Below are 17110 nucleotides of genomic sequence, written 5' to 3' on the forward strand. Positions count from 1 at the left end.
AAGCGATCCAGAATGTTGCCTTGAATGTTGCCTTGAATGTTGCCTTGGAGGCAGCCTGGATTGCTTCGCTTTGCTCGCAATGACGAGTTCACGTAACCAAATGCATCCCCGCGTCCATGCGCACGACCTCGCCGGTCATGTTGCTGGAGGCCGGCATCGCCAGGAAGCAGACCAGCTGGGCGATGTCTCCAGCGGATGACGCAACCTTCAGCGGCACCTTCGCCACCACGCTGTCGCGGACCTGCTTGGCCTGTGCCTCGCCGCGGCCCTTGGTGAACCAGGGCGTATCGATATAGCCGGGACACACGGTGTTGACGCGGATCAGCGGCGCCAGCGCGCGCGACAGCGACAGCGTCATGGTGTTGAGCGCGCCCTTGCTAGCGGCATAGGCGATCGACGAGCCGACGCCGCTGATGCCGGCAACCGAGGATATGTTGACCACGGCGGACGGCCGCTCCGAAGCCTTCGCACCCGCCTCGAGCAGGCTGCGGGCGGCGCGCACCATCTGAAACGGGCCGATGGTGTTGACGCCGTAGAGACGCTGGAAATCGTCCGCCGACAATCCGTCGAGATCGGCATGAGCGACATGCTTGGTCGTACCGGCATTGTTGACGAGCACGTCGAGCCTGCCCCAGCCGCTTGCGGCCGCAACGATCCTGCGGCAATCGTCATCCTTCGAGACGTCGCCCTGGGCGACCAGCACCTCGGCCGCGCCCGCCTTGCGGCAGAGCTCTGCCGTCGCCTCGGCCTCCTTCTGACTGGACGAATAGTTGATCACGAGCCGCGCCCCGCTTCGTGCGAGAATTTCCGCGGTCGCAGCGCCCAGGCCGGAGGCGGACCCCGTCACGATTGCGCACAGACTGTCTTTTGCCATCCGGATTTCCTTCCCCGTTATTAAGTTGCTGGCCCTGTTTAGCGAGTTTGCCGCGCCCTGCAAATCGAGCAAACTCCGCTAAGCGGAATTAGTCCAGATCGGTTGTTGCGCCCATGCCCGCGCCGCAGGTTGACCTGCGATCAACGCTTGTCAGGGCCATGGCTTTTTCGGATCATCGGGCGCAAGAAGAACCTGCGCGCCTCGCCCGCCGGGCCGGACGCGCCAATGGCAAAACACGGGGAACGCTGTGGCGGAGAGTGACAATATCGTCGTCGAGACCGCGGAGAAAATCTTCGCCGATCTCGCCGATCCGCAAACCATCAACAACGACAGGAAGGATTCGTGGCAGGCGCCGTTGTGGCAGGCGCTGAGCGAAGCCGGCCTGCCATTGTCCTGGGTGCCCGACGATCTCGGCGGCTCCGGCGCGAGCCTTGCCGACGGCTTTGCGCTTCTCAACGCCGCCGGCCGCTTCGCGGTCGCGGTTCCCCTGGCCGAGACCATGCTAGCGGGCTGGCTGCTGGCGCAGGCGAAAATTGCTTCTCCCGAGGGCGAGATGACGGTGCTGCCGGCATCCCCGAAGGATCGCATCGCGCTCGCCGCCGACGGCTCGCTCTCCGGCCGCGCCCGCGGCGTGCCGTTTGCGAAAGCGGCCAAGCACTTTGCTGTGCTGGCGCACGGCAGGGACGGCGCCTCGATCGCGCTGGTCGATGCGAGCAAGGGCCGGATCGAATCCGGACTCAATGTCGGCTACGACCACAGCGACACCGTCACGCTCGACAAGGTCCAGCCCGTCACCCTCAGGCCCGCGCCGAAGGGTTTTGACCAGACCACAATGATGCTGATGGGCGGCGTCGCGCGCAGCCTTCAGATCGCGGGCGCGCTGGAAGCGATGCTCGACATCTCCGTGCGCTACTCCAACGAGCGCGTCGCGTTCGAGAAGAAGATCTCGAAGTTCCAGGCGGTGCAGCACAATCTCGCCCGTCTTGCCGGTGAGTCCGCCGCCGCGCTTGCCGCCGCGACCTCCGCCGCCGACGCCATTGCCAACGCAAGGACGTTCGACGACGAGGTCTATCTCGAAGCCGCTTCGGCCAAGATCCGCTGCGCGGAAGCCGCCGAAAAAGGCGGCGCCATCGCGCATCAGGTGCATGGCGCGATCGGCTTCACCTTGGAGCACATCCTGCACCGCTATTCGTTGCGGGCGCTGGCCTGGCGCGACGATTTCGGTTCGGAGAGCCACTGGGCCGTCGAGCTCGGCAAGCTCATTGCCAATCGCGGCGCCGACGAATTGTGGCCGCTCGTGGCTTCGCGCTGATCAGGGGACGAGACAACAATGACCGCTGCCCTTCGTTTCGATCCGATCCGCCTGCCCGAGAAGTGCGAGCAATTGCGCAAGGAGGTGCGCGCGTTCCTTGCCGAGGAAATCGCCGCCGGCACCTTCGATCCGCACAAGCCCAACCGCGAGGACACCGACGCGCCGGAATTTTCCCGCCGGGTCGGCGCCAAGGGCTGGCTCGGCATGACCTGGCCGAAGAAGTATGGCGGCCAGGAGCGCTCGTTCCTCGAGCGTTACGTCGTGACCGAGGAGATGCGCGTCGCCAATGCACCGACGCGACGGTTCTTCGTCGCCGACCGCCAGAGCGGACCGGTGCTGATCAAATACGCGCCTGAGCACATCAAGATGGACATCCTGCCGCGCATCTGCCGCGGCGAGATCTGCTTTGCGATCGGCATGAGCGAGCCGAACTCCGGCTCGGACCTGTTCGCGGCAAAAACGCGCGCGACCAAGACCGACGGCGGCTATCTCATCAACGGCACCAAGATCTGGACGTCGTCGGCGCACATCGCCGACTACATGATCGCGATCTTCCGCACCTCGCCGCCGACCAAGGAGAACCGCCGTCACGGCCTGACGCAGTTCCTGGTCAAGATGAAGCAGCCGGGCATCCAGGTGAACCCGATCGGCCAGATCACCGGCCAGTACGAGTTCAACGAGGTCGTCTTCACCGACTTCTTCGTGCCCGACGATCACGTGCTCGGCGAGGTCGACGGCGCCTGGAAGCAGGCGACGAGCGAGCTTGCCTATGAGCGTTCGGGTCCCGAGCGTTTTCTGGAGACTTACTACGTGCTGACCGAGCTGGTCCGCGCGGTCGGTCCGAATCCAGACACGCGCAGCGCCGAAGGCATCGGCCGCCTGGTCGCGCAGCTCCACACCATGCGCCGCATGTCGGTCTCGGTCGCCGGCATGCTGCAGGCCGGCAAGGAGCCCGTGGTGGAAGCTTCAATCGTCAAGGACATCGGCACGGTCTGGGAGCAGCAGCTTCCGCACCGCGTCCGCGATCTGGCGGCGTTCGTCGAGGAGACCGCGACCAACCGCGAGACGCTGGAGCGACAGCTCGATTTCGCCATCAAGACCGCGCCGAAACTCACGATCCAGGGCGGCACCACCGAAGTGCTGCGCGGCATCATCGCCCGCGGGCTTGGTTTGCGCTAATTCAATCGAGGACATCATGAGCACCTATCAAGATATCGGCGTCGAGAAAGTCGGCCACGTCGGCACCATCGAGATCCGTCGCCCGCCGCTCAACTTCTTCGACATCTCGCTGATCAACCAGATCGCGGACGCGCTCGACGAATTCGACCGCGACATCGAGATCCGCAGCTCAGTGCTTTCGGCACAAGGCAAGGCGTTCTGCGCCGGCGCCAATTTCGGTGATCCGGCGCGGCAGGCGCAGGAGGCGCGCGAAGCCGAGAAGAAGGGCGATCCAGCCGACAATCTCGGCCCGATCAACCATCTCTACATCCAGGCCGTGCGTATCTTCCGCGCCAAGAAGCCGATCGTCGCCGCCGTGCAGGGCGCGGCCATCGGCGGTGGCCTCGGGCTTGCGGTCTCCGCGGACTTCCGCGTCACCTGCCCAGAAGCGCGCTTCTCCGCGAATTTCACCAAGCTCGGCTTTCATCCCGGCTTCGGCCTGACGACGACGCTGCCGGAACTGATCGGCAAGAACAACGCCGAGCTGATGTTCTACACCAGCCGCCGCGTCACCGGCGAAGAAGCCGTCAAATGGGGCCTCGCCAACGAGCTGGTGCCGCAGGACCAGGTGAAATCAGCCGCGATGAAGCTCGCGGGCGAGATCGCCGAATGCTCCCCGCTCGGCCTCCTCTCCACCCGTGCCACGATGCGCGCCGGCCTCGCCGACCGCGTCATGGCAGCAACCAACCACGAGCTCGCCGAACAGACCCGCCTGCGCGCGACGGAAGATTTCAAGGAAGGCGTGAAAGCCACGGAAGAGCGGCGCGCGGCGAATTTCAAGGGACGGTGATTTAGTTTGCGCTTCGCCGCGTGGCTCCGCCATCGCCGCATACTCTGGGGTCTTCCCGGCCTTCGCCGGGTTGACAGTTTTGCTTGTTGCTCGCTATTTCCGCCCCACCACCAGCGCATCCACGATCGTCACACCCTGCCCCTCCGGATGCACCAGCACTGGATTGAGCTCGATCTCCGCGATCTCGGCCGCATGGCGGGCTGCCAGCACCGAGACGTCGGCGATCAGTTGCGCCAGTGCCGCGACATCCGCCTTGGCCGCCCCGCGAAAGCCGCTCAGCAGCGGCGCGGCCTTCAAGGCGTTTAGCATCGCGTCCGCCTCCTCCGCGCTTACCGGCGCCGGGCGGTAGACGACATCGCGGAACAGTTCCGTGGTGATGCCGCCGAGGCCAACCATCACCATCGGCCCGAACGTCCCGTCCGTCATCGTGCCGACGATGATCTCGACGCCCCGCCTCGCCATCGGACCGACCAGCACGCCCTGGATCGCGGCCTCCGGCCGATGCTTGCGTGCATTGTCGAGCAGGGCCTCAAAGGCCAGGAACACCTCGCCCTTCGTCGTGATGTTGACGCGCACGCCGCCGACCTCGCTCTTGTGCGCGATATCCGGCGACTGGATCTTCATCACCAGCGGAAAGCCGACGCGGGCGACGGCTTCGTCGAGCCCGCCCTTGTCCTCCACCAGCACCTCATCCGGCAGCGTGATGCCGGCGGTGCGGAGCAACGCCTTGCTGTCGGCCTCGGACAGCGCGGGCGACTTGAAATATGCCGAAAGATCGTGCGCCGGCGGCCGCGCCTCGTCCGCTGGCCCCGGCAGCCTGAAGCTGGCATAGTCGACGAGTTGCCGCATCGCGACTCCGACATGAGTCAGGCCCGTGAGCACCACCACGCCGGATCTGGCGAGCTCGCGCCGCGCGAAATCGGACGGCACGGTGTAGGAATAGAACACCACCGGCTTGTGCTGCGCCGCCAGCGCCGGCGTCAGCTCTTCCTCTTTGAACGGCTTGCGCACCTCGCTCGAGAGCGACAGCACGACCAGGATCGCGTCGACTTCGTCGCAGGCGGTGAGCAGATCGACGCTCTTCTGCAGGCCACCCGAGGTCACGCCCTGTGCGGTCACGTCGATCGGATTGCGCGCGGTGCCGTAGGACGGCATCAGCTGCTTGATCCCCGCCTGGATCGGCTCTGAGAGCTCCGGCACCCGCAAGCCTTGAAGGGCCACAGCATCCGCGCCCCAGATGCCCGCACCGCCGGAGACCGTGACGACGGCAACGCGATCGCCCTTCGGCAGGGGATTGCTGGCGAGCACCGCGGCGATCGTCAGCGCTTCGTCGAGATCGTTGGAAACAATCAGGCCATATTTGGCAAACACCGCATCATAGGCCGCCGACCAGCCGGCCATGCTAGCGGTGTGCGACGCCGCCGCGCGTTGACCTGCGCCGGAGCGCCCGACCTTGGTGACGATGACAGGCTTCTTCAGCTCAGCTGCCCGCCGTGCAGCGGCAAGGAATTTGTCGACGTCGCGGATGCCTTCGATGAAGAGCAGGATCACATCCGTCGAAGCGTCCTGCACCAGATAATCCAGAAATTCGCCGGCGCCGAGATCGGATTCATTGCCGGTGCTGACGACATAGCTCACGGCGACGCCGATCGCCCTCGCACGGTGGTAATAGGCAAAGCCGATGCCGCCGCTCTGCGCGACGATGCCGATCTGCTTCGCCGTCGCGACGAGCGGCACCACGCCCGGCTTGACGTCCACGGCAGGACTGAACGTTGCCGCCACGCGCTGCATCTGGCTGAAAAAGCCCTCGGCGTTCGGACCGGAAATTCGCATGCCCGTGCGTTTGGCCAGCGTTGCGATCGAATCCTGCATCGCTGCGCTGTCGCCGCCCTCCTCGGCAAAGCCGGAGGAGATGATCACGGCGTTCTTCACGCGGGCGGCGGCGCATTGCTCGAGCGCGGGAAGGACCGCGCGGGCGGGGATGACGATGACGGCGAGATCGATCGGCACGCCGATCTCGGCGACCGACTTGAAGCAGGTGAGCCCGTCGATCTCCGCGCAGTTCGGGTTTACCGGGTAGATCCTGCCGGGATATTCGTTCTTTCGCAGCATCGCGAGCAGCCGGCCCGGAATCTTCTCGTGATCGCGCGAGGCGCCGATCAACGCGATGCTGGCGGGTGCGAAGAAGCTGTCGAGCGGATGCGGCATGTTGAATCCCTGCTCTTATGTTTATCCGCCATCCCTGCGCAGCGACGAAGTCAAGAGCTCAAGCCGCGATCCGGAACGTCACACCGCCGAGCAGGAACTCGCTCCCCGCAACCGCGAGCCCCTTCGCCCTCGCCGCATGCAGCACGCGCGCGACATCGGCCACCCGAAACTCAAGCGCGCTCATGATCTCGCTGGCGCCCTTGACGAAACGGAAGGTCGCGTTGGGCAGCTTCAATTCGGCATCGTGGCTCGGCGCAACGCCGATGATCCTGCCCCAATGCTCAGCCAGCCCTTGCGGATCCGGACTCTGCATCTCCACGCAGATCAGCGCCTGCGTCACGTCCTTGCGAATGAACTTCTGCCAATCGGGTCCCGCAGGAGGATAAGCACCCAGAATGTCGTCACTGCCTTCGGTGTGGTTGAACTCGATGAAGGCGGCGCGGCAGTCACGGGGGTGGAGCTGCACGCCGTGATAGGGCGCGTGGTCGATGACGTTCGCGGTGCGCACGCCCATCGCATTGGCGTTGCGGCCGCGTTCGTCAGGATCATTGCAGCAGAAGATCGCCATGTAACCGCCGCGGCCGCCGGACTTCTCGATGAAGCGGCCGGCCGTGGTGCCGTCCTTGAACGGTGCCACCACCTCCAGCAGGATCGTGTCGACCGGGAGCAGCGCGTTCTCCAGGCCGTATTTCGCAACGTTGCCGTCGCGGTAACAGACGGCGAGGCCCATGATTTCCGCGATATCGGAGATCACGGGTGCGAGCTGCGGCGCGACCAGACAGATCTGCCGCAGCCGGATATAGGGCGCCATCGTCATGCGCCCTTGAAGGCCGGCTTGCGTTTCTCGACGAAGGCTTTTGCAGCCTCCTTGTGGTCCTCGGTGTCGCTGCAGCGGGTGTGGTGGATCGCCTCGCCGTCGAAGCAATCCTCCAGCGCCAGATGCTCGGCATTGTTGATGTTGCGCTTGATGAAGCCGAGCGCGATCGAGGGCCCCTGCGCCAGCGACAGCGCGAGCTCGTGCGCGGCGGCGTCGATCTCGGCGTCGGGTACGACCTTCGTCACCATGCCGATCGCATGGGCCTCCTTCGCCGTGAGCACCGGCGACATCAGATAGAGCTCGCGTGCCCGCGCGCTGCCGAGCAGCTGGGTGAGGAAATAGGTGCCGCCGTAATCGCCTGAGAAGCCGACTTTGGCGAAGGCGGTCGTGATCTTGCAGGATTCGGAGGCGATGCGCAGGTCACAGGACAGCGCCATAGAGAGGCCGGCGCCGGCCGCCGCGCCGTCGAGCTGCGCCACCACGGGTTTCGGCATCTGGTGCAGGATGCGCGAGACCTCCATGCCGCGGCGCAAATTCGCAAGCTTCTGCTCGAACGGCAGCGGCGCGCGCCCTGCCGCCATCGACTTGACGTCGCCGCCGACGCAGAAGGAGCCGCCGGCGCCCTTGAACAGCACCGCGCGCACCTCCGGATCGTCTGCGGCGCGCCGCGCCGCCTCGACCAATCCGGCGACCATCTCGGGGTTGAGCGCGTTCTTCCGCTCCGGGCGATTCATGGTGATGGTAAGCAGCCCGCCTTCGAGCTTTTGCAGGACCATGTCGTTACTCATGGAGGCGTCTCCCTTCGTTGTTTTGTTCGGTCTATCGCCACACTGGTCATTGCGAGCGACTTGTCCGTCGAAGCTCGAAGAGCGGAGGCGGAAGCGAACAATCCAGAGATGTTTCCGCGGAGACAGTCCGGATTGCTTCGTCGCTTCGCTGCTCGCAATGACGGTCTTTATTTCTTCACCAGCGGACAGCGCGACTGCTCCAGCGACTGGAACGCTTCGCTGCCGGGCACAGTGGCGAGAAGCTTGTAATCGTCCCAGCGGCCCTTGGATTCCGACGGCTTCTTCACCTCGAACAGGTACATGTCGTGGACCATGCGGCCGTCCTCGCGGATCTTGCCGTTCTTGGCGAAGAAGTCGTTGATCGGCGTCTCCTTCATCACTTTCATGACGGCTGCGGAGTCCGTCGTGCCGGCCGCCTTCACCGCCTTCAGGTAATGAGTCACGGAGGAGTAGACGCCGGCCTGCGCGGAGGTCGGCGGCCGCTTCATGCGCTCCTGAAAGCGCTTCGAGAATGCGCGGGTGTCGTCATTGAGATCCCAGTAGAAGGCTTCCGCCAGCAACAGGCCCTGCGCCGTCTCCAGCCCGATCGAGTCGATGTCGGTGACGAAGGCGAGCAGCGGCGAGACCTTCTGGCCGCCCTTGGTGATGCCGAACTCGGCCGCCTGCTTGATGGCGTTGACGGTGTCGCCGCCGGCGTTGGCCAGCCCGATCACCTTGGCCTTGGAGGCCTGGGCCTGAAGCAGGAACGACGAGAAGTCCGACGTGTTGAGCGGATGGCGCACGCTGCCGAGCACCTTGCCGCCGGTCTTGGTGACGACGGCGCTGGTGTCCTTCTCCAGATCCTGGCCGAAGGCGTAGTCGGCGGTGAGGAAGAACCAGGTGTCGAGGCCCGACTTCACGGCGGCAAGGCCGGTCACGTTGGCCTGGCCGTAGGTGTCGAACACGTAGTGGACGGTGTAGGGACCGCAGGCCTCGTTGGTGAGACGGATCGAGCCCGGGCCGTTGAACATGATGATCTTGTTGCGCGCCTTCGCGATCTCGCCGGCGGCCAGCGCCGTCGCGGAAGCCGCGACGTCGTAGATCATCTCGACGCCCTGGTTATCGAGCATGTCGCGGGCGATGTTGGCGGAGAGATCGGCCTTGTTCTGATGGTCGGCGGCCAGCACCTGGATCTTGCGGCCGAGCACCTCGCCGCCAAAGTCTTCAACGGCCATCTTGGCGGCGGTCTCGCTGCCGGGGCCGGTGATGTCGGCATAGAGGCTCGACATGTCGAGGATGCCGCCGATCTTCAGCGGCGGCTTGTCCTGGGCCTGCACGGCGCTCGCACTCAGGGCAAACGCTGCGGCAAAAATGCCCGACAAAATATGCTTCATCGAAAAAGACCTCCCTTATCGCGCCGTACTCTGATGGCGGCTTGGTTATTGCTCTTGGTTGAACTTGTTGCCGCGATCATGCCGCATGCGCGGGAGGGCAGCAAGCGCGAGCTGCGACGCAGGTCGCGCTTGCATCACGCGTTTTCCGCAAAACGGAATGGCTCGGTGCGGATAAATGTTTCCACGTCATTGCGAGCGCAGCGAAACAATCCAGAGTCCTTCCACGGAGACGGTCTTTCGCTGCACTCGCAATGACGGAGTGCGACGAAGCCCCTTCGCGCGCAGCCACGCTTGGGTTAAAAGTGACGCTCAACGCAACCTCTCCGGGTCACGTGACGCAACGGCCTCACCTCATCATCGCAATTTTTCTCGTCGCGGGGCACAGCGCCTTCGCGAGCCCGTGCCAGTTCGAGTCCCAAGGCGAAGGCCGTGTCGCAGCCATCGTCGACGCACGCAGTGTCCGTCTCGACGACGGCCGCGAAATCCGCCTCACCGGCATCGAGTCCACGGCGGGGACGAAGCCGGCACTGACCTTGCTGCTCGGCGGCCGCGACGTGATTCTGAGGAGCGCTGACGACACACCAGACCGCTACGGCCGGCAGGGGGCGCTGGTCTTCATCGGCGAAATCGAGACTTCGGTACAGGCGATGCTGTTGGCCCAAGGCGACGCCATCGTCTCCGCCGAAGTCACCGACAAGGACTGTGCGGCCGCCCTGATGTCGTCGGAGGCCGAGGCACGGCGTCAAAAAAAGGGCAACTGGGCTGACCCGTCGGCCATAAAAAACGCGGAAAGTCCGGACGATATTTTGGCGGGGATCGGGCGTTTTACGGTGGTCGAGGGCAAAGTCCTGTCGGTCCGGCAAGCTGGGGCAATGACCTACCTCAACTTCGGACGGAACTGGACACGCGGCTTTGCCGTGACTATTTCAAGACGCACGTTACCGGCGTTCGAAAGCGTGGGCATCAACCTTAAGTCCCTGGAAAATAGACGTATTCGCGTTCGGGGCTGGGTTGAGGGGAACACGGGGCCGCGAATCGACCTGCGTCTCTTGGGACAGGTTGAATTGCTGGGCGCAAACGAGCCTATTGGGGTAAGGCCTTAAAGCAGGCCGGGCACGGGTTAAGCGACGTGAATGGGGTGCCAGAACAGCACTGGAAGGGTGAAGGTCGCCGCCTGCGGGCTGCGTCGGCCGTGCTATGCCTCGTGCTGGGTTCAGCCCTTGCCGGTTGCGGCGATATGGGCCGGTTCCAGGCCGCGGCGACCCCGCCGACCGTCGCCATGCCGAAGCCGAAGCCGGCCGTGGCGCAGACCCCCGCGACCGAGAAGGAGCACGAGCGCATCCTGGCGAGCTATGGCGGCACCTATGACGATCCCCGGCTCGAATCGCTCGTCAGCAAAACCGTCGACCGGCTGGTTGCCGCCTCGGACCGTCCCGACCAAGGCTACAGGGTCACGATCCTCAATTCCGGCGCGGTGAACGCTTTCGCGCTGCCGAACGGCCAGCTCTATGTCACGCGCGGACTTCTTGCGCTTGCGAGCGACACCTCGGAATTGTCCTCGGTGCTCAGCCACGAGATGGCGCACGTGCTGTCCAAGCACGCCGCGATGCGCGAGGATCAGGCGCGCCAGGCCGCTATCGTCACCCGTGTCGTCACCGACATGAGCAACGACCCCGACCTCACCGCGCTCGCGCTCGCCAAGACCAAGCTCACCATGGCGAGCTTTTCGCGCAACCAGGAGTTCGAGGCCGACGGCATCGGCGTCGCCATTTCCGCGCGCGCGCATTTCGACCCGTATGGCGCCGCCCGCTTCCTTTCGGCGATGGAGCGCAATGCCGAGCTGAAGGTCGGCAAGTCCTCGCTCGATCCGCGCGCGCAGGATTTCACCTCGTCGCATCCGGCAACCCCGGAGCGCGTGCAGAACGCGCAGACCATCGCGCGGCAGTACGTCGCCCCGGAAGGTGGCGAGCGCGATCGCGAGAGCTATCTCGCCGCGATCGACAACCTCGTCTATGGCGAAGACCCCAGCGAAGGTTTTGTCCGCGGCCGGCGTTTCCTGCACCCCAAGCTCGGCTTCACCTTCCAGGCGCCGGACAATTTCACGCTCGACAATACCGCGCAGGCGGTGATCGGCGTGCGCGACGGCGGCTCGCAGGCGATGCGCTTCGACGTGGTGCGGGTGCCGGCCGAGCAGTCGCTCGGCGACTACCTCAACTCCGGCTGGATGGAAGGCGTCGAGAAGGCGTCCACCGAAGACATCACCATCAACGGCTTCCCGGCAGCGTCCGCGACCGCCAAGGGCGACCAGTGGCAGTTCAAGGTCTATGCGCTGCGCTTCGGCAGCGACGTCTACCGCTTCATCTTCGCGACACGGCAGAAGTCGACCGAAAGCGAACGCAACGCGCGCGAGACCGTCAACTCGTTCCGCCGCCTGACCCTCGACGAGATCCAGGCCGCGCGCCCGCTGCGCATCAAGGTCATCACCGTGCAGCCCGGCGACACCGTGGAATCGCTCTCCCACCGCATGGCCGGCGTCGATCACCCCGCCGAGCGTTTCCGCGTGCTCAACGGCCTCGATCGCAACGCGCAGGTGAAGGTGCGCGATCGCGTGAAGGTCGTGGCGGATTGACGATGTAGCGCGCCGCCCGCCCGCGCGATCTCACGCCAACTCGGCCGCAGCTCGCTGCATGTTCGACGCGATGTCGTTGGTGACCGCACTCTGCTCCTCGACCGCCGCCGCGGTATTCGCGACATACTCGCTCACATGCCCGATGGCGGAGCGGATCGCCGCCAGCGAGCCCGCAACGTCGCCGGAGACGGCGTTCAGAGCCTCGATCTCGCTCGTGATCTTCTCGGTGGCCTGCTTGGCCTGGCTGGCCAATCCCTTCACCTCGGACGCGACGACCGCAAAACCCCTGCCCGCATCGCCGGCCCTTGCCGATTCGATCGTGGCATTCAGCGCCAGCAGGTTGATCTGCCCGGTGATGTTGCCGATCAGGTCGACGATACCGCTCATCGATTCGGCGGCGGAACTCAGCCGCCTCGCCTGCGTGTCGGCCGCCTCCACCTGATTGACGACGTTCGTCGTGGTCTGCCGCGACTTCACCATCGTCTCCGATATCTCCCGGATGGACGCGTTCATTTCCTCGCTACCCGCAGCAACCGAGTCGATCAGTTCTCGCGCCCGCTCGGCCTTCATTCGTGCGACCGCCTGCGCGGTGACATCGCTTGCATACTTCACGATTTTGAAGGGCTTTCCATTGAGATCCATGATGGGATTGTAAGACGCCTGGATCCAGATCTCCCGCTCTCCCTTGGCAAGTCTCTTGTACTCGGCGGCCTGGAACTCGCCGCTATTGAGCTTCCGCCAGAATTCCGCGTACTCGGGCGAGTTGCGGTAGGCGGCTTCGACAAACATGCCGTGATGCCGTCCCTGAATCTCGGACAGCCCATACCCCATCGCGGCGAGGAAATTCTGGTTCGCCCAGCGAATGGTGCCGTCGATATCGAATTCGATCACCGCCTGGGATTTCTTGATGGCTTCGATCTGGCCGTTGGTATCGGCCGCTCTCAACTTCTGCTCGGTAATATCGGTCGCGAACTTGACCACCTTGAAGGGCTTGCCGGTCTCGTCGAGGATCGGGTTGTAGGATGCGAGGATCCATATCTCCCTCCCACCCTTGCCGAATCGCTTGTATTCGGCCGAAAGGTGTTCACCCCTGTTCAGCGTCGCCCAGAATTCGCGATAGGCGGGGCTTGCAGCCTGGCCCGCGTCGACGAAGATGCTGTGATGCTTGCCGATGATTTCGTCGAGGCCATATCCCATCGTCTTCAGGAAATTGCCGTTTGCCGCAATGATCGTTCCGTCGAGGTTGAACTCGATCACGGCCTGGGCACGGTCGATGGCCGCAATTTTTCCGGCGTCCTCCATCGCCTTGATCTTTCCCGCCGTGATGTTTGTGGCAAATTTGATCACGGAGACCGGCTTTCCGGACTTATCGAAAACGGGATTGTAGCTCGCCTGGATCCAGATCGGCGTGCCGTCCTTCCTGACACGCCTGTATTGCGCCGACTGGAATTCGCCCCGCTTCAGCCGCGACCAGAACTCGCGATACTCCGCCGTGTCACGCTCCGCTGCAGGCAAGAAGATGCTGTGGTGCTTCCCCCGGATCTCGTCGAGACCGTACCCCGTCGCCTGGAGGAAGTTCTCGTTTGCGGTGATGATCGTCCCGTCGAGCTTGAATTCGATCACTGCCTGCGACTTGTTGATGGCTTCGACCTGCGCGAACGCATGATCGACGTCGCTCCGCTTGCGCATTCCCAGCATCCGACTTATCCCCCATGGCCGTCATGTCATTGCAATCATCGTTGCAAACAGAAGCTAACGACTATGCGCAGGGCTTCATCATCATCCGTTATGCCCCATTCAGATCGCGTGAAATCGTCGACCGTGAGGTGCGCCGCATCAACATGACGCGCGACCAGGTCGAGCGCAGCCCTGCGAACGAGCTAGTTGACGAGCACCGCGCCGTCGCAACGGATTCCGGAAACCCAGACATCGGCTTGACCGACTCCGACGCCGAGCGTCGACAAGGTGGAGACGATGAGTTGATCGATCGAACCGGTGGCTCCGGCCAGGGTGCCGCTGACCGCCGACGTCAGGCCCGGAATCGGAAGGCCGACGCCATTGACGCTGAGCGAGAGGTCGCCCAACAGGCTGGACGTCAACGACGACGTGAAGTTTTGCGTCAAGACCGTCTTCGCCAACTGAGACTGGATGTCGACATAGGTGAAGGTCACCGGCGTCGCCGACGTATTGCCCATCGCCGCATGCGCGCGGCCGGATACGTTCAGCCCACCTACGCTGACCAGAACCGCAGCCGGCGGGTTCGGCTTGCTGGTGAAGTTCGTCATGTCGGCCATGGATACATTCCCGATCCAGGCATCGACAATGCCGGGCGTCACGCCGAGCGTGACCGTCGAATTGCTGACGTCCGGATGACTGCAGGAAATATTGTTGAGCGTGGCCGTTCCCTGGGCAATCTCGACGTAGAGCGGAAGATTGACCGCCGGAACGATGCCGCTTCCTCCGACCTGCACCGTGAGCAGGATTCTGGTCTGGGCGGTGTGAACGCTCGCGCCTTGGGCGCCGACCGCAACCCACCCCGACCCGACGGGCCTTTCCCCGATCGTCGCAACCAGGCTGGCGTTCAAGATCCCGGGCAGTCCGAGATTGACCGATGTTGCGACCTGATGCGTGCCATTTGCCACTTCCGCGATCGCTGACAGCAGGCTGTACACCGAGACGCTGACGCCGACCTTCGGCTTCTGGCCGACGGTGAGGCCGCTATAGGGGCCGAGATCGATCAGCGAGGCGAGGTTGACCTTGGTCGAGAGGCTGGACACAGCCTGCGATATGGTCGATAGCGCAATCGTCGCCTGGCTCGCCCCATTCGTGTTCTGCTGCGCGGCAAGCGCTGCTGCGATCGCGTCAGACATCCTGATGTTGTCCGATAGAATGCTGTTGTACGTTACGCCTGTCAGGCTCAAGCGTGTCGCCAGCGCGGACATGAAGTCGAAGGCGTCGACCCTGGCATTGATCAACGACTGGTAGTCCATCGCCGACAGCGAGAGGCTGGTACCGAGCATGCTGCCAAGCATGGCGTTCAGAAGACCGCCATTGATCGAGGCCAGCCGCGAGCCGATTGCGAATGAGGCCAGCGCAGTGCTGGAAGCTGTCGCCGTCGTATTGATCGTGAATTGGTCACGGCCGGTGAAATAGCGCGCAAAATAGAGCGGCGTCTGGGTCTTCAGCGTGACCCGCGCTGCGTTTGCTGATCCGGTCGCGGGCGTCACGAAGCGAGCCTGCGGTAATGCGGCAGAATTCGGAGTATAGGTGCCGAGGTCCACGGCAACGAGCGAACTGGCCGAATATTTGTTCTTCACGACGGTTGCGGATGCCGCATTATAGGCATTGCTGAGATTGCTGGCCGCAACGATCGCGGCGAGATCGGCCGCACTCTGCGCCTTTCGCCTGTCGGCGAAGATTGCGCCAACGTCGACGCCGAGGGCGGTGCAGCCGATGACGAGTGTCATGAGCCCCGCAGCCATGATCGTGAAGTTGCCCGAGCTATCGGCACCAAAGCGACGAACGACCGACTCGCGTCTCATTCTAGAACCCTCCGTAAGGAATTACCGCCGACCGTGTGATCGGGAAGGGCATCGGCGGTGTGAACGGTAGCGTGAATATAAAGTTGGACGACGCGTCGTATTGGACCGTCACGACATAGACATTCGGGTCCGACCCGGATGGGGCAGCAATCACATTGACTTTCGCAGGTTCAAGCAGAGGATAGCCGGCGACGTTGGTCGTGACGTAGGAAGTCGCAAGGTTATTGCGCTCGCTGTTGGTCAAGCCTGCTATCGATGTTCTCGCCGCCTCGGCTGCGAGCTGCTGAACACCGTGGACCATCGTGAGATAGGATCCGAATACCACGATACCGAAGATGATTGTCAAAAACGCCGGAAGCAAAATGGCGAACTCGACAGCCGATGCACCGCTCTGATTTGAAAGAAAACGCATTCGACCCGCCTCTCTGCTCGAATTCTCCGCAGCTTGACGGAAGGCGTTTTTACGAAGCGTATAATTGAAGCACGCGGAGGTTGAGGGATGTATAGATACTTATAGAGCCATAGATTCGGCTCAGGCGGCGCCATCGGCGAGCGCAGCAGGTTTAACCAAAGAGCTACGAAAATTGTACAAAATGGACAGCGCACCATCGAGTTGAGAGACAAGTCGCGATCAAGCTCGATTGCAGGAGACCGGATGCTTCGACACCAGCCCCTCAATATCCCCATGGAAATTGTGCGGACGGTCGTCGCCATTGCTGAAACGGGCAGCATGTCGAAGGCGGCCGAGAGGCTGTATCTCAGCCAGCCCGCGATCAGCGCTCAGGTGAAGCGGCTCCAGGGGCTCGTCGGCGGCGAACTGTTCACGCGGACCGCAAACGGAACGGTCCTGACCGAACTCGGCAAGCTCGCACTTCTGCAGGCCCGTCGAATCATCGACGCCAATGACCAGCTCCTCAGGCTGGGGGGATCGGACAAGGCCTCCGCGCGCCGCCTCGGCGTGAGCCAGCTATTTGCAAAGGCGCTCTTCGATGACTTCAACCGGGAGGATCTCTCTACCGTCTTCGTTCTGGCGGAGCATTCCAGCGAGATCCGACGGGGTCTCTGCGAGGGATTTATCGACGTCGCGTGCCTGTTCCTGCATGACGGCTCCGACCCGGACATCGAACGCTTGATCGTCGACGAAGTCGTGTTCGAAACAACCTGGGTCAAGTCTCAGGACTTCGTCACGAGGCCCGGCGCGCCGGTGCCGATCGTCAGTCCCCCGGAGGACAGCTGGATGCTTGGCCCGCTGGATCGGAGCGGAATTGCATACCGCATCGTGCTTCGAAGTTCCGATTCGGCGGTTCGCGAAAGAGCCATCATGGCCGGCTTGGGCATATCGGCCATGCCTGGCGTGCTGGCGCCTTCAGGCATAGTAAAATCGAGAGATTACTATCTTCCCGCTCTCGCACCGTCTCGTGGCGTCGTGTGCGTTCGCGAAGGTTTGACGACCACCGACGTCAAGCAGCTGGCCAGACGACTTTCCTCGCTTCTCGTGGGCCTGAGTGGCAACTCACCTGCAGCTGGGCATCAGGCCAGCTCAAGCGGATGAGTCTTCC

14 protein-coding genes are annotated in these 17110 nt (G+C 63.5%); 6 read left to right on the forward strand and 8 right to left on the reverse strand.

Features of this window, described 5'->3' with window-relative positions:
• Positions 1 to 88 precede the first annotated feature (88 nt).
• Positions 89 to 874: an SDR family NAD(P)-dependent oxidoreductase gene (locus tag OC450_RS27080; RefSeq protein ID WP_256805495.1), complete on the reverse strand. Its 786-nt coding sequence runs from the start codon at positions 872 to 874 to the stop codon at positions 89 to 91.
• Positions 875 to 1121: 247 nt separating this feature from the next.
• Here OC450_RS27080 and OC450_RS27085 point away from each other — a divergent pair, with 247 nt between their 5' ends.
• From OC450_RS27085 to OC450_RS27095, 3 genes are read left to right on the forward strand one after another with little or no spacing between them, the layout of a single operon-like run.
• Positions 1122 to 2186 (forward strand): acyl-CoA dehydrogenase family protein, encoded by a 1065-nt coding sequence (locus OC450_RS27085; protein WP_262048985.1) that lies wholly within the window; start codon positions 1122 to 1124, stop codon positions 2184 to 2186.
• An 18-nt stretch (positions 2187 to 2204) separates the two neighbouring features.
• Positions 2205 to 3365 (forward strand): acyl-CoA dehydrogenase family protein, encoded by a 1161-nt coding sequence (locus tag OC450_RS27090; RefSeq protein WP_211386184.1) that lies wholly within the window; start codon positions 2205 to 2207, stop codon positions 3363 to 3365.
• Positions 3366 to 3381: 16 nt separating this feature from the next.
• Entirely contained in the window at positions 3382 to 4194 is an 813-nt protein-coding gene (locus OC450_RS27095; protein ID WP_211386183.1) for an enoyl-CoA hydratase/isomerase family protein, read from the forward strand.
• Positions 4195 to 4287: 93 nt separating this feature from the next.
• On the opposite strand, the gene OC450_RS27100 is transcribed toward OC450_RS27095, so the two are convergent.
• The 4 genes from OC450_RS27100 to OC450_RS27115 form a co-directional block, all read right to left on the reverse strand.
• On the reverse strand, positions 4288 to 6402 hold the full coding sequence (locus OC450_RS27100) for an acetate--CoA ligase family protein (RefSeq protein ID WP_262048986.1): 2115 nt from the start codon (positions 6400 to 6402) through the stop codon (positions 4288 to 4290).
• A gap of 58 nt (positions 6403 to 6460) precedes the next feature.
• Complete coding sequence (locus OC450_RS27105) at positions 6461 to 7213, reverse strand: hypothetical protein (RefSeq protein WP_211386181.1); 753 nt, start codon at positions 7211 to 7213, stop codon at positions 6461 to 6463.
• A gap of 2 nt (positions 7214 to 7215) precedes the next feature.
• Positions 7216 to 8007 carry an enoyl-CoA hydratase gene (locus OC450_RS27110; protein ID WP_211386180.1) on the reverse strand — a complete coding sequence of 264 codons (792 nt, stop codon included), beginning with the start codon at positions 8005 to 8007 and terminating at the stop codon, positions 7216 to 7218.
• Between the two features lie 167 nt (positions 8008 to 8174).
• Positions 8175 to 9380, reverse strand: a complete 1206-nt coding sequence (locus tag OC450_RS27115; RefSeq protein ID WP_211386179.1) for an ABC transporter substrate-binding protein — start codon at positions 9378 to 9380, stop codon at positions 8175 to 8177.
• A gap of 251 nt (positions 9381 to 9631) precedes the next feature.
• On the opposite strand from OC450_RS27115, the gene OC450_RS27120 reads away from it, so the two are divergent.
• Both OC450_RS27120 and OC450_RS27125 read left to right on the forward strand, forming a co-directional pair.
• Positions 9632 to 10483 carry a thermonuclease family protein gene (locus tag OC450_RS27120; protein ID WP_262048987.1) on the forward strand — a complete coding sequence of 284 codons (852 nt, stop codon included), beginning with the start codon at positions 9632 to 9634 and terminating at the stop codon, positions 10481 to 10483.
• A 134-nt stretch (positions 10484 to 10617) separates the two neighbouring features.
• The gene (locus tag OC450_RS27125; RefSeq protein ID WP_249129490.1) at positions 10618 to 12009 is read left to right on the forward strand and encodes a M48 family metalloprotease; all 1392 of its coding nucleotides are present in this window, start codon (positions 10618 to 10620) and stop codon (positions 12007 to 12009) included.
• 30 nt (positions 12010 to 12039) lie between these two features.
• Here OC450_RS27125 and OC450_RS27130 read toward each other — a convergent pair whose 3' ends face one another.
• The 3 genes from OC450_RS27130 to OC450_RS27140 form a co-directional block, all read right to left on the reverse strand.
• The gene (locus OC450_RS27130) at positions 12040 to 13707 is read right to left on the reverse strand and encodes a PAS domain-containing protein (RefSeq protein ID WP_211386177.1); all 1668 of its coding nucleotides are present in this window, start codon (positions 13705 to 13707) and stop codon (positions 12040 to 12042) included.
• 182 nt (positions 13708 to 13889) lie between these two features.
• The gene (locus tag OC450_RS27135; protein ID WP_262048988.1) at positions 13890 to 15551 is read right to left on the reverse strand and encodes a pilus assembly protein TadG-related protein; all 1662 of its coding nucleotides are present in this window, start codon (positions 15549 to 15551) and stop codon (positions 13890 to 13892) included.
• 1 nt (position 15552) lies between these two features.
• Complete coding sequence (locus OC450_RS27140) at positions 15553 to 15963, reverse strand: TadE/TadG family type IV pilus assembly protein (protein WP_256805489.1); 411 nt, start codon at positions 15961 to 15963, stop codon at positions 15553 to 15555.
• Between the two features lie 243 nt (positions 15964 to 16206).
• Between OC450_RS27140 and OC450_RS27145 the strand changes: the two genes are divergently transcribed.
• Complete coding sequence (locus OC450_RS27145; protein ID WP_211386174.1) at positions 16207 to 17103, forward strand: LysR family transcriptional regulator; 897 nt, start codon at positions 16207 to 16209, stop codon at positions 17101 to 17103.
• Positions 17104 to 17110: the final 7 nt, after the last annotated feature.

This window comes from Bradyrhizobium sp. Bra78 (assembly GCF_024519855.1).
Classification (GTDB): domain Bacteria; phylum Pseudomonadota; class Alphaproteobacteria; order Rhizobiales; family Xanthobacteraceae; genus Bradyrhizobium; species Bradyrhizobium japonicum_G.

What these genes read in the sequence shown, in the direction of transcription:
- OC450_RS27080 (WP_256805495.1), bottom strand. Translation starts at nt 874, where the DNA reads ATGGCAAAAGACAGTCTGTGCGCAATCGTGACGGGGTCCGCCTCCGGC.
- OC450_RS27090 (WP_211386184.1), top strand. Translation starts at nt 2,205, where the DNA reads ATGACCGCTGCCCTTCGTTTCGATCCGATCCGCCTGCCCGAGAAGTGC.
- OC450_RS27095 (WP_211386183.1), top strand. Translation starts at nt 3,382, where the DNA reads ATGAGCACCTATCAAGATATCGGCGTCGAGAAAGTCGGCCACGTCGGC.
- OC450_RS27100 (WP_262048986.1), bottom strand. Translation starts at nt 6,402, where the DNA reads ATGCCGCATCCGCTCGACAGCTTCTTCGCACCCGCCAGCATCGCGTTG.
- OC450_RS27105 (WP_211386181.1), bottom strand. Translation starts at nt 7,213, where the DNA reads ATGGCGCCCTATATCCGGCTGCGGCAGATCTGTCTGGTCGCGCCGCAG.
- OC450_RS27110 (WP_211386180.1), bottom strand. Translation starts at nt 8,007, where the DNA reads ATGAGTAACGACATGGTCCTGCAAAAGCTCGAAGGCGGGCTGCTTACC.
- OC450_RS27115 (WP_211386179.1), bottom strand. Translation starts at nt 9,380, where the DNA reads ATGAAGCATATTTTGTCGGGCATTTTTGCCGCAGCGTTTGCCCTGAGT.
- OC450_RS27120 (WP_262048987.1), top strand. Translation starts at nt 9,632, where the DNA reads ATGACGGAGTGCGACGAAGCCCCTTCGCGCGCAGCCACGCTTGGGTTA.
- OC450_RS27125 (WP_249129490.1), top strand. Translation starts at nt 10,618, where the DNA reads ATGGGCCGGTTCCAGGCCGCGGCGACCCCGCCGACCGTCGCCATGCCG.
- OC450_RS27130 (WP_211386177.1), bottom strand. Translation starts at nt 13,707, where the DNA reads ATGCTGGGAATGCGCAAGCGGAGCGACGTCGATCATGCGTTCGCGCAG.
- OC450_RS27135 (WP_262048988.1), bottom strand. Translation starts at nt 15,551, where the DNA reads ATGAGACGCGAGTCGGTCGTTCGTCGCTTTGGTGCCGATAGCTCGGGC.
- OC450_RS27140 (WP_256805489.1), bottom strand. Translation starts at nt 15,963, where the DNA reads ATGCGTTTTCTTTCAAATCAGAGCGGTGCATCGGCTGTCGAGTTCGCC.
- OC450_RS27145 (WP_211386174.1), top strand. Translation starts at nt 16,207, where the DNA reads ATGCTTCGACACCAGCCCCTCAATATCCCCATGGAAATTGTGCGGACG.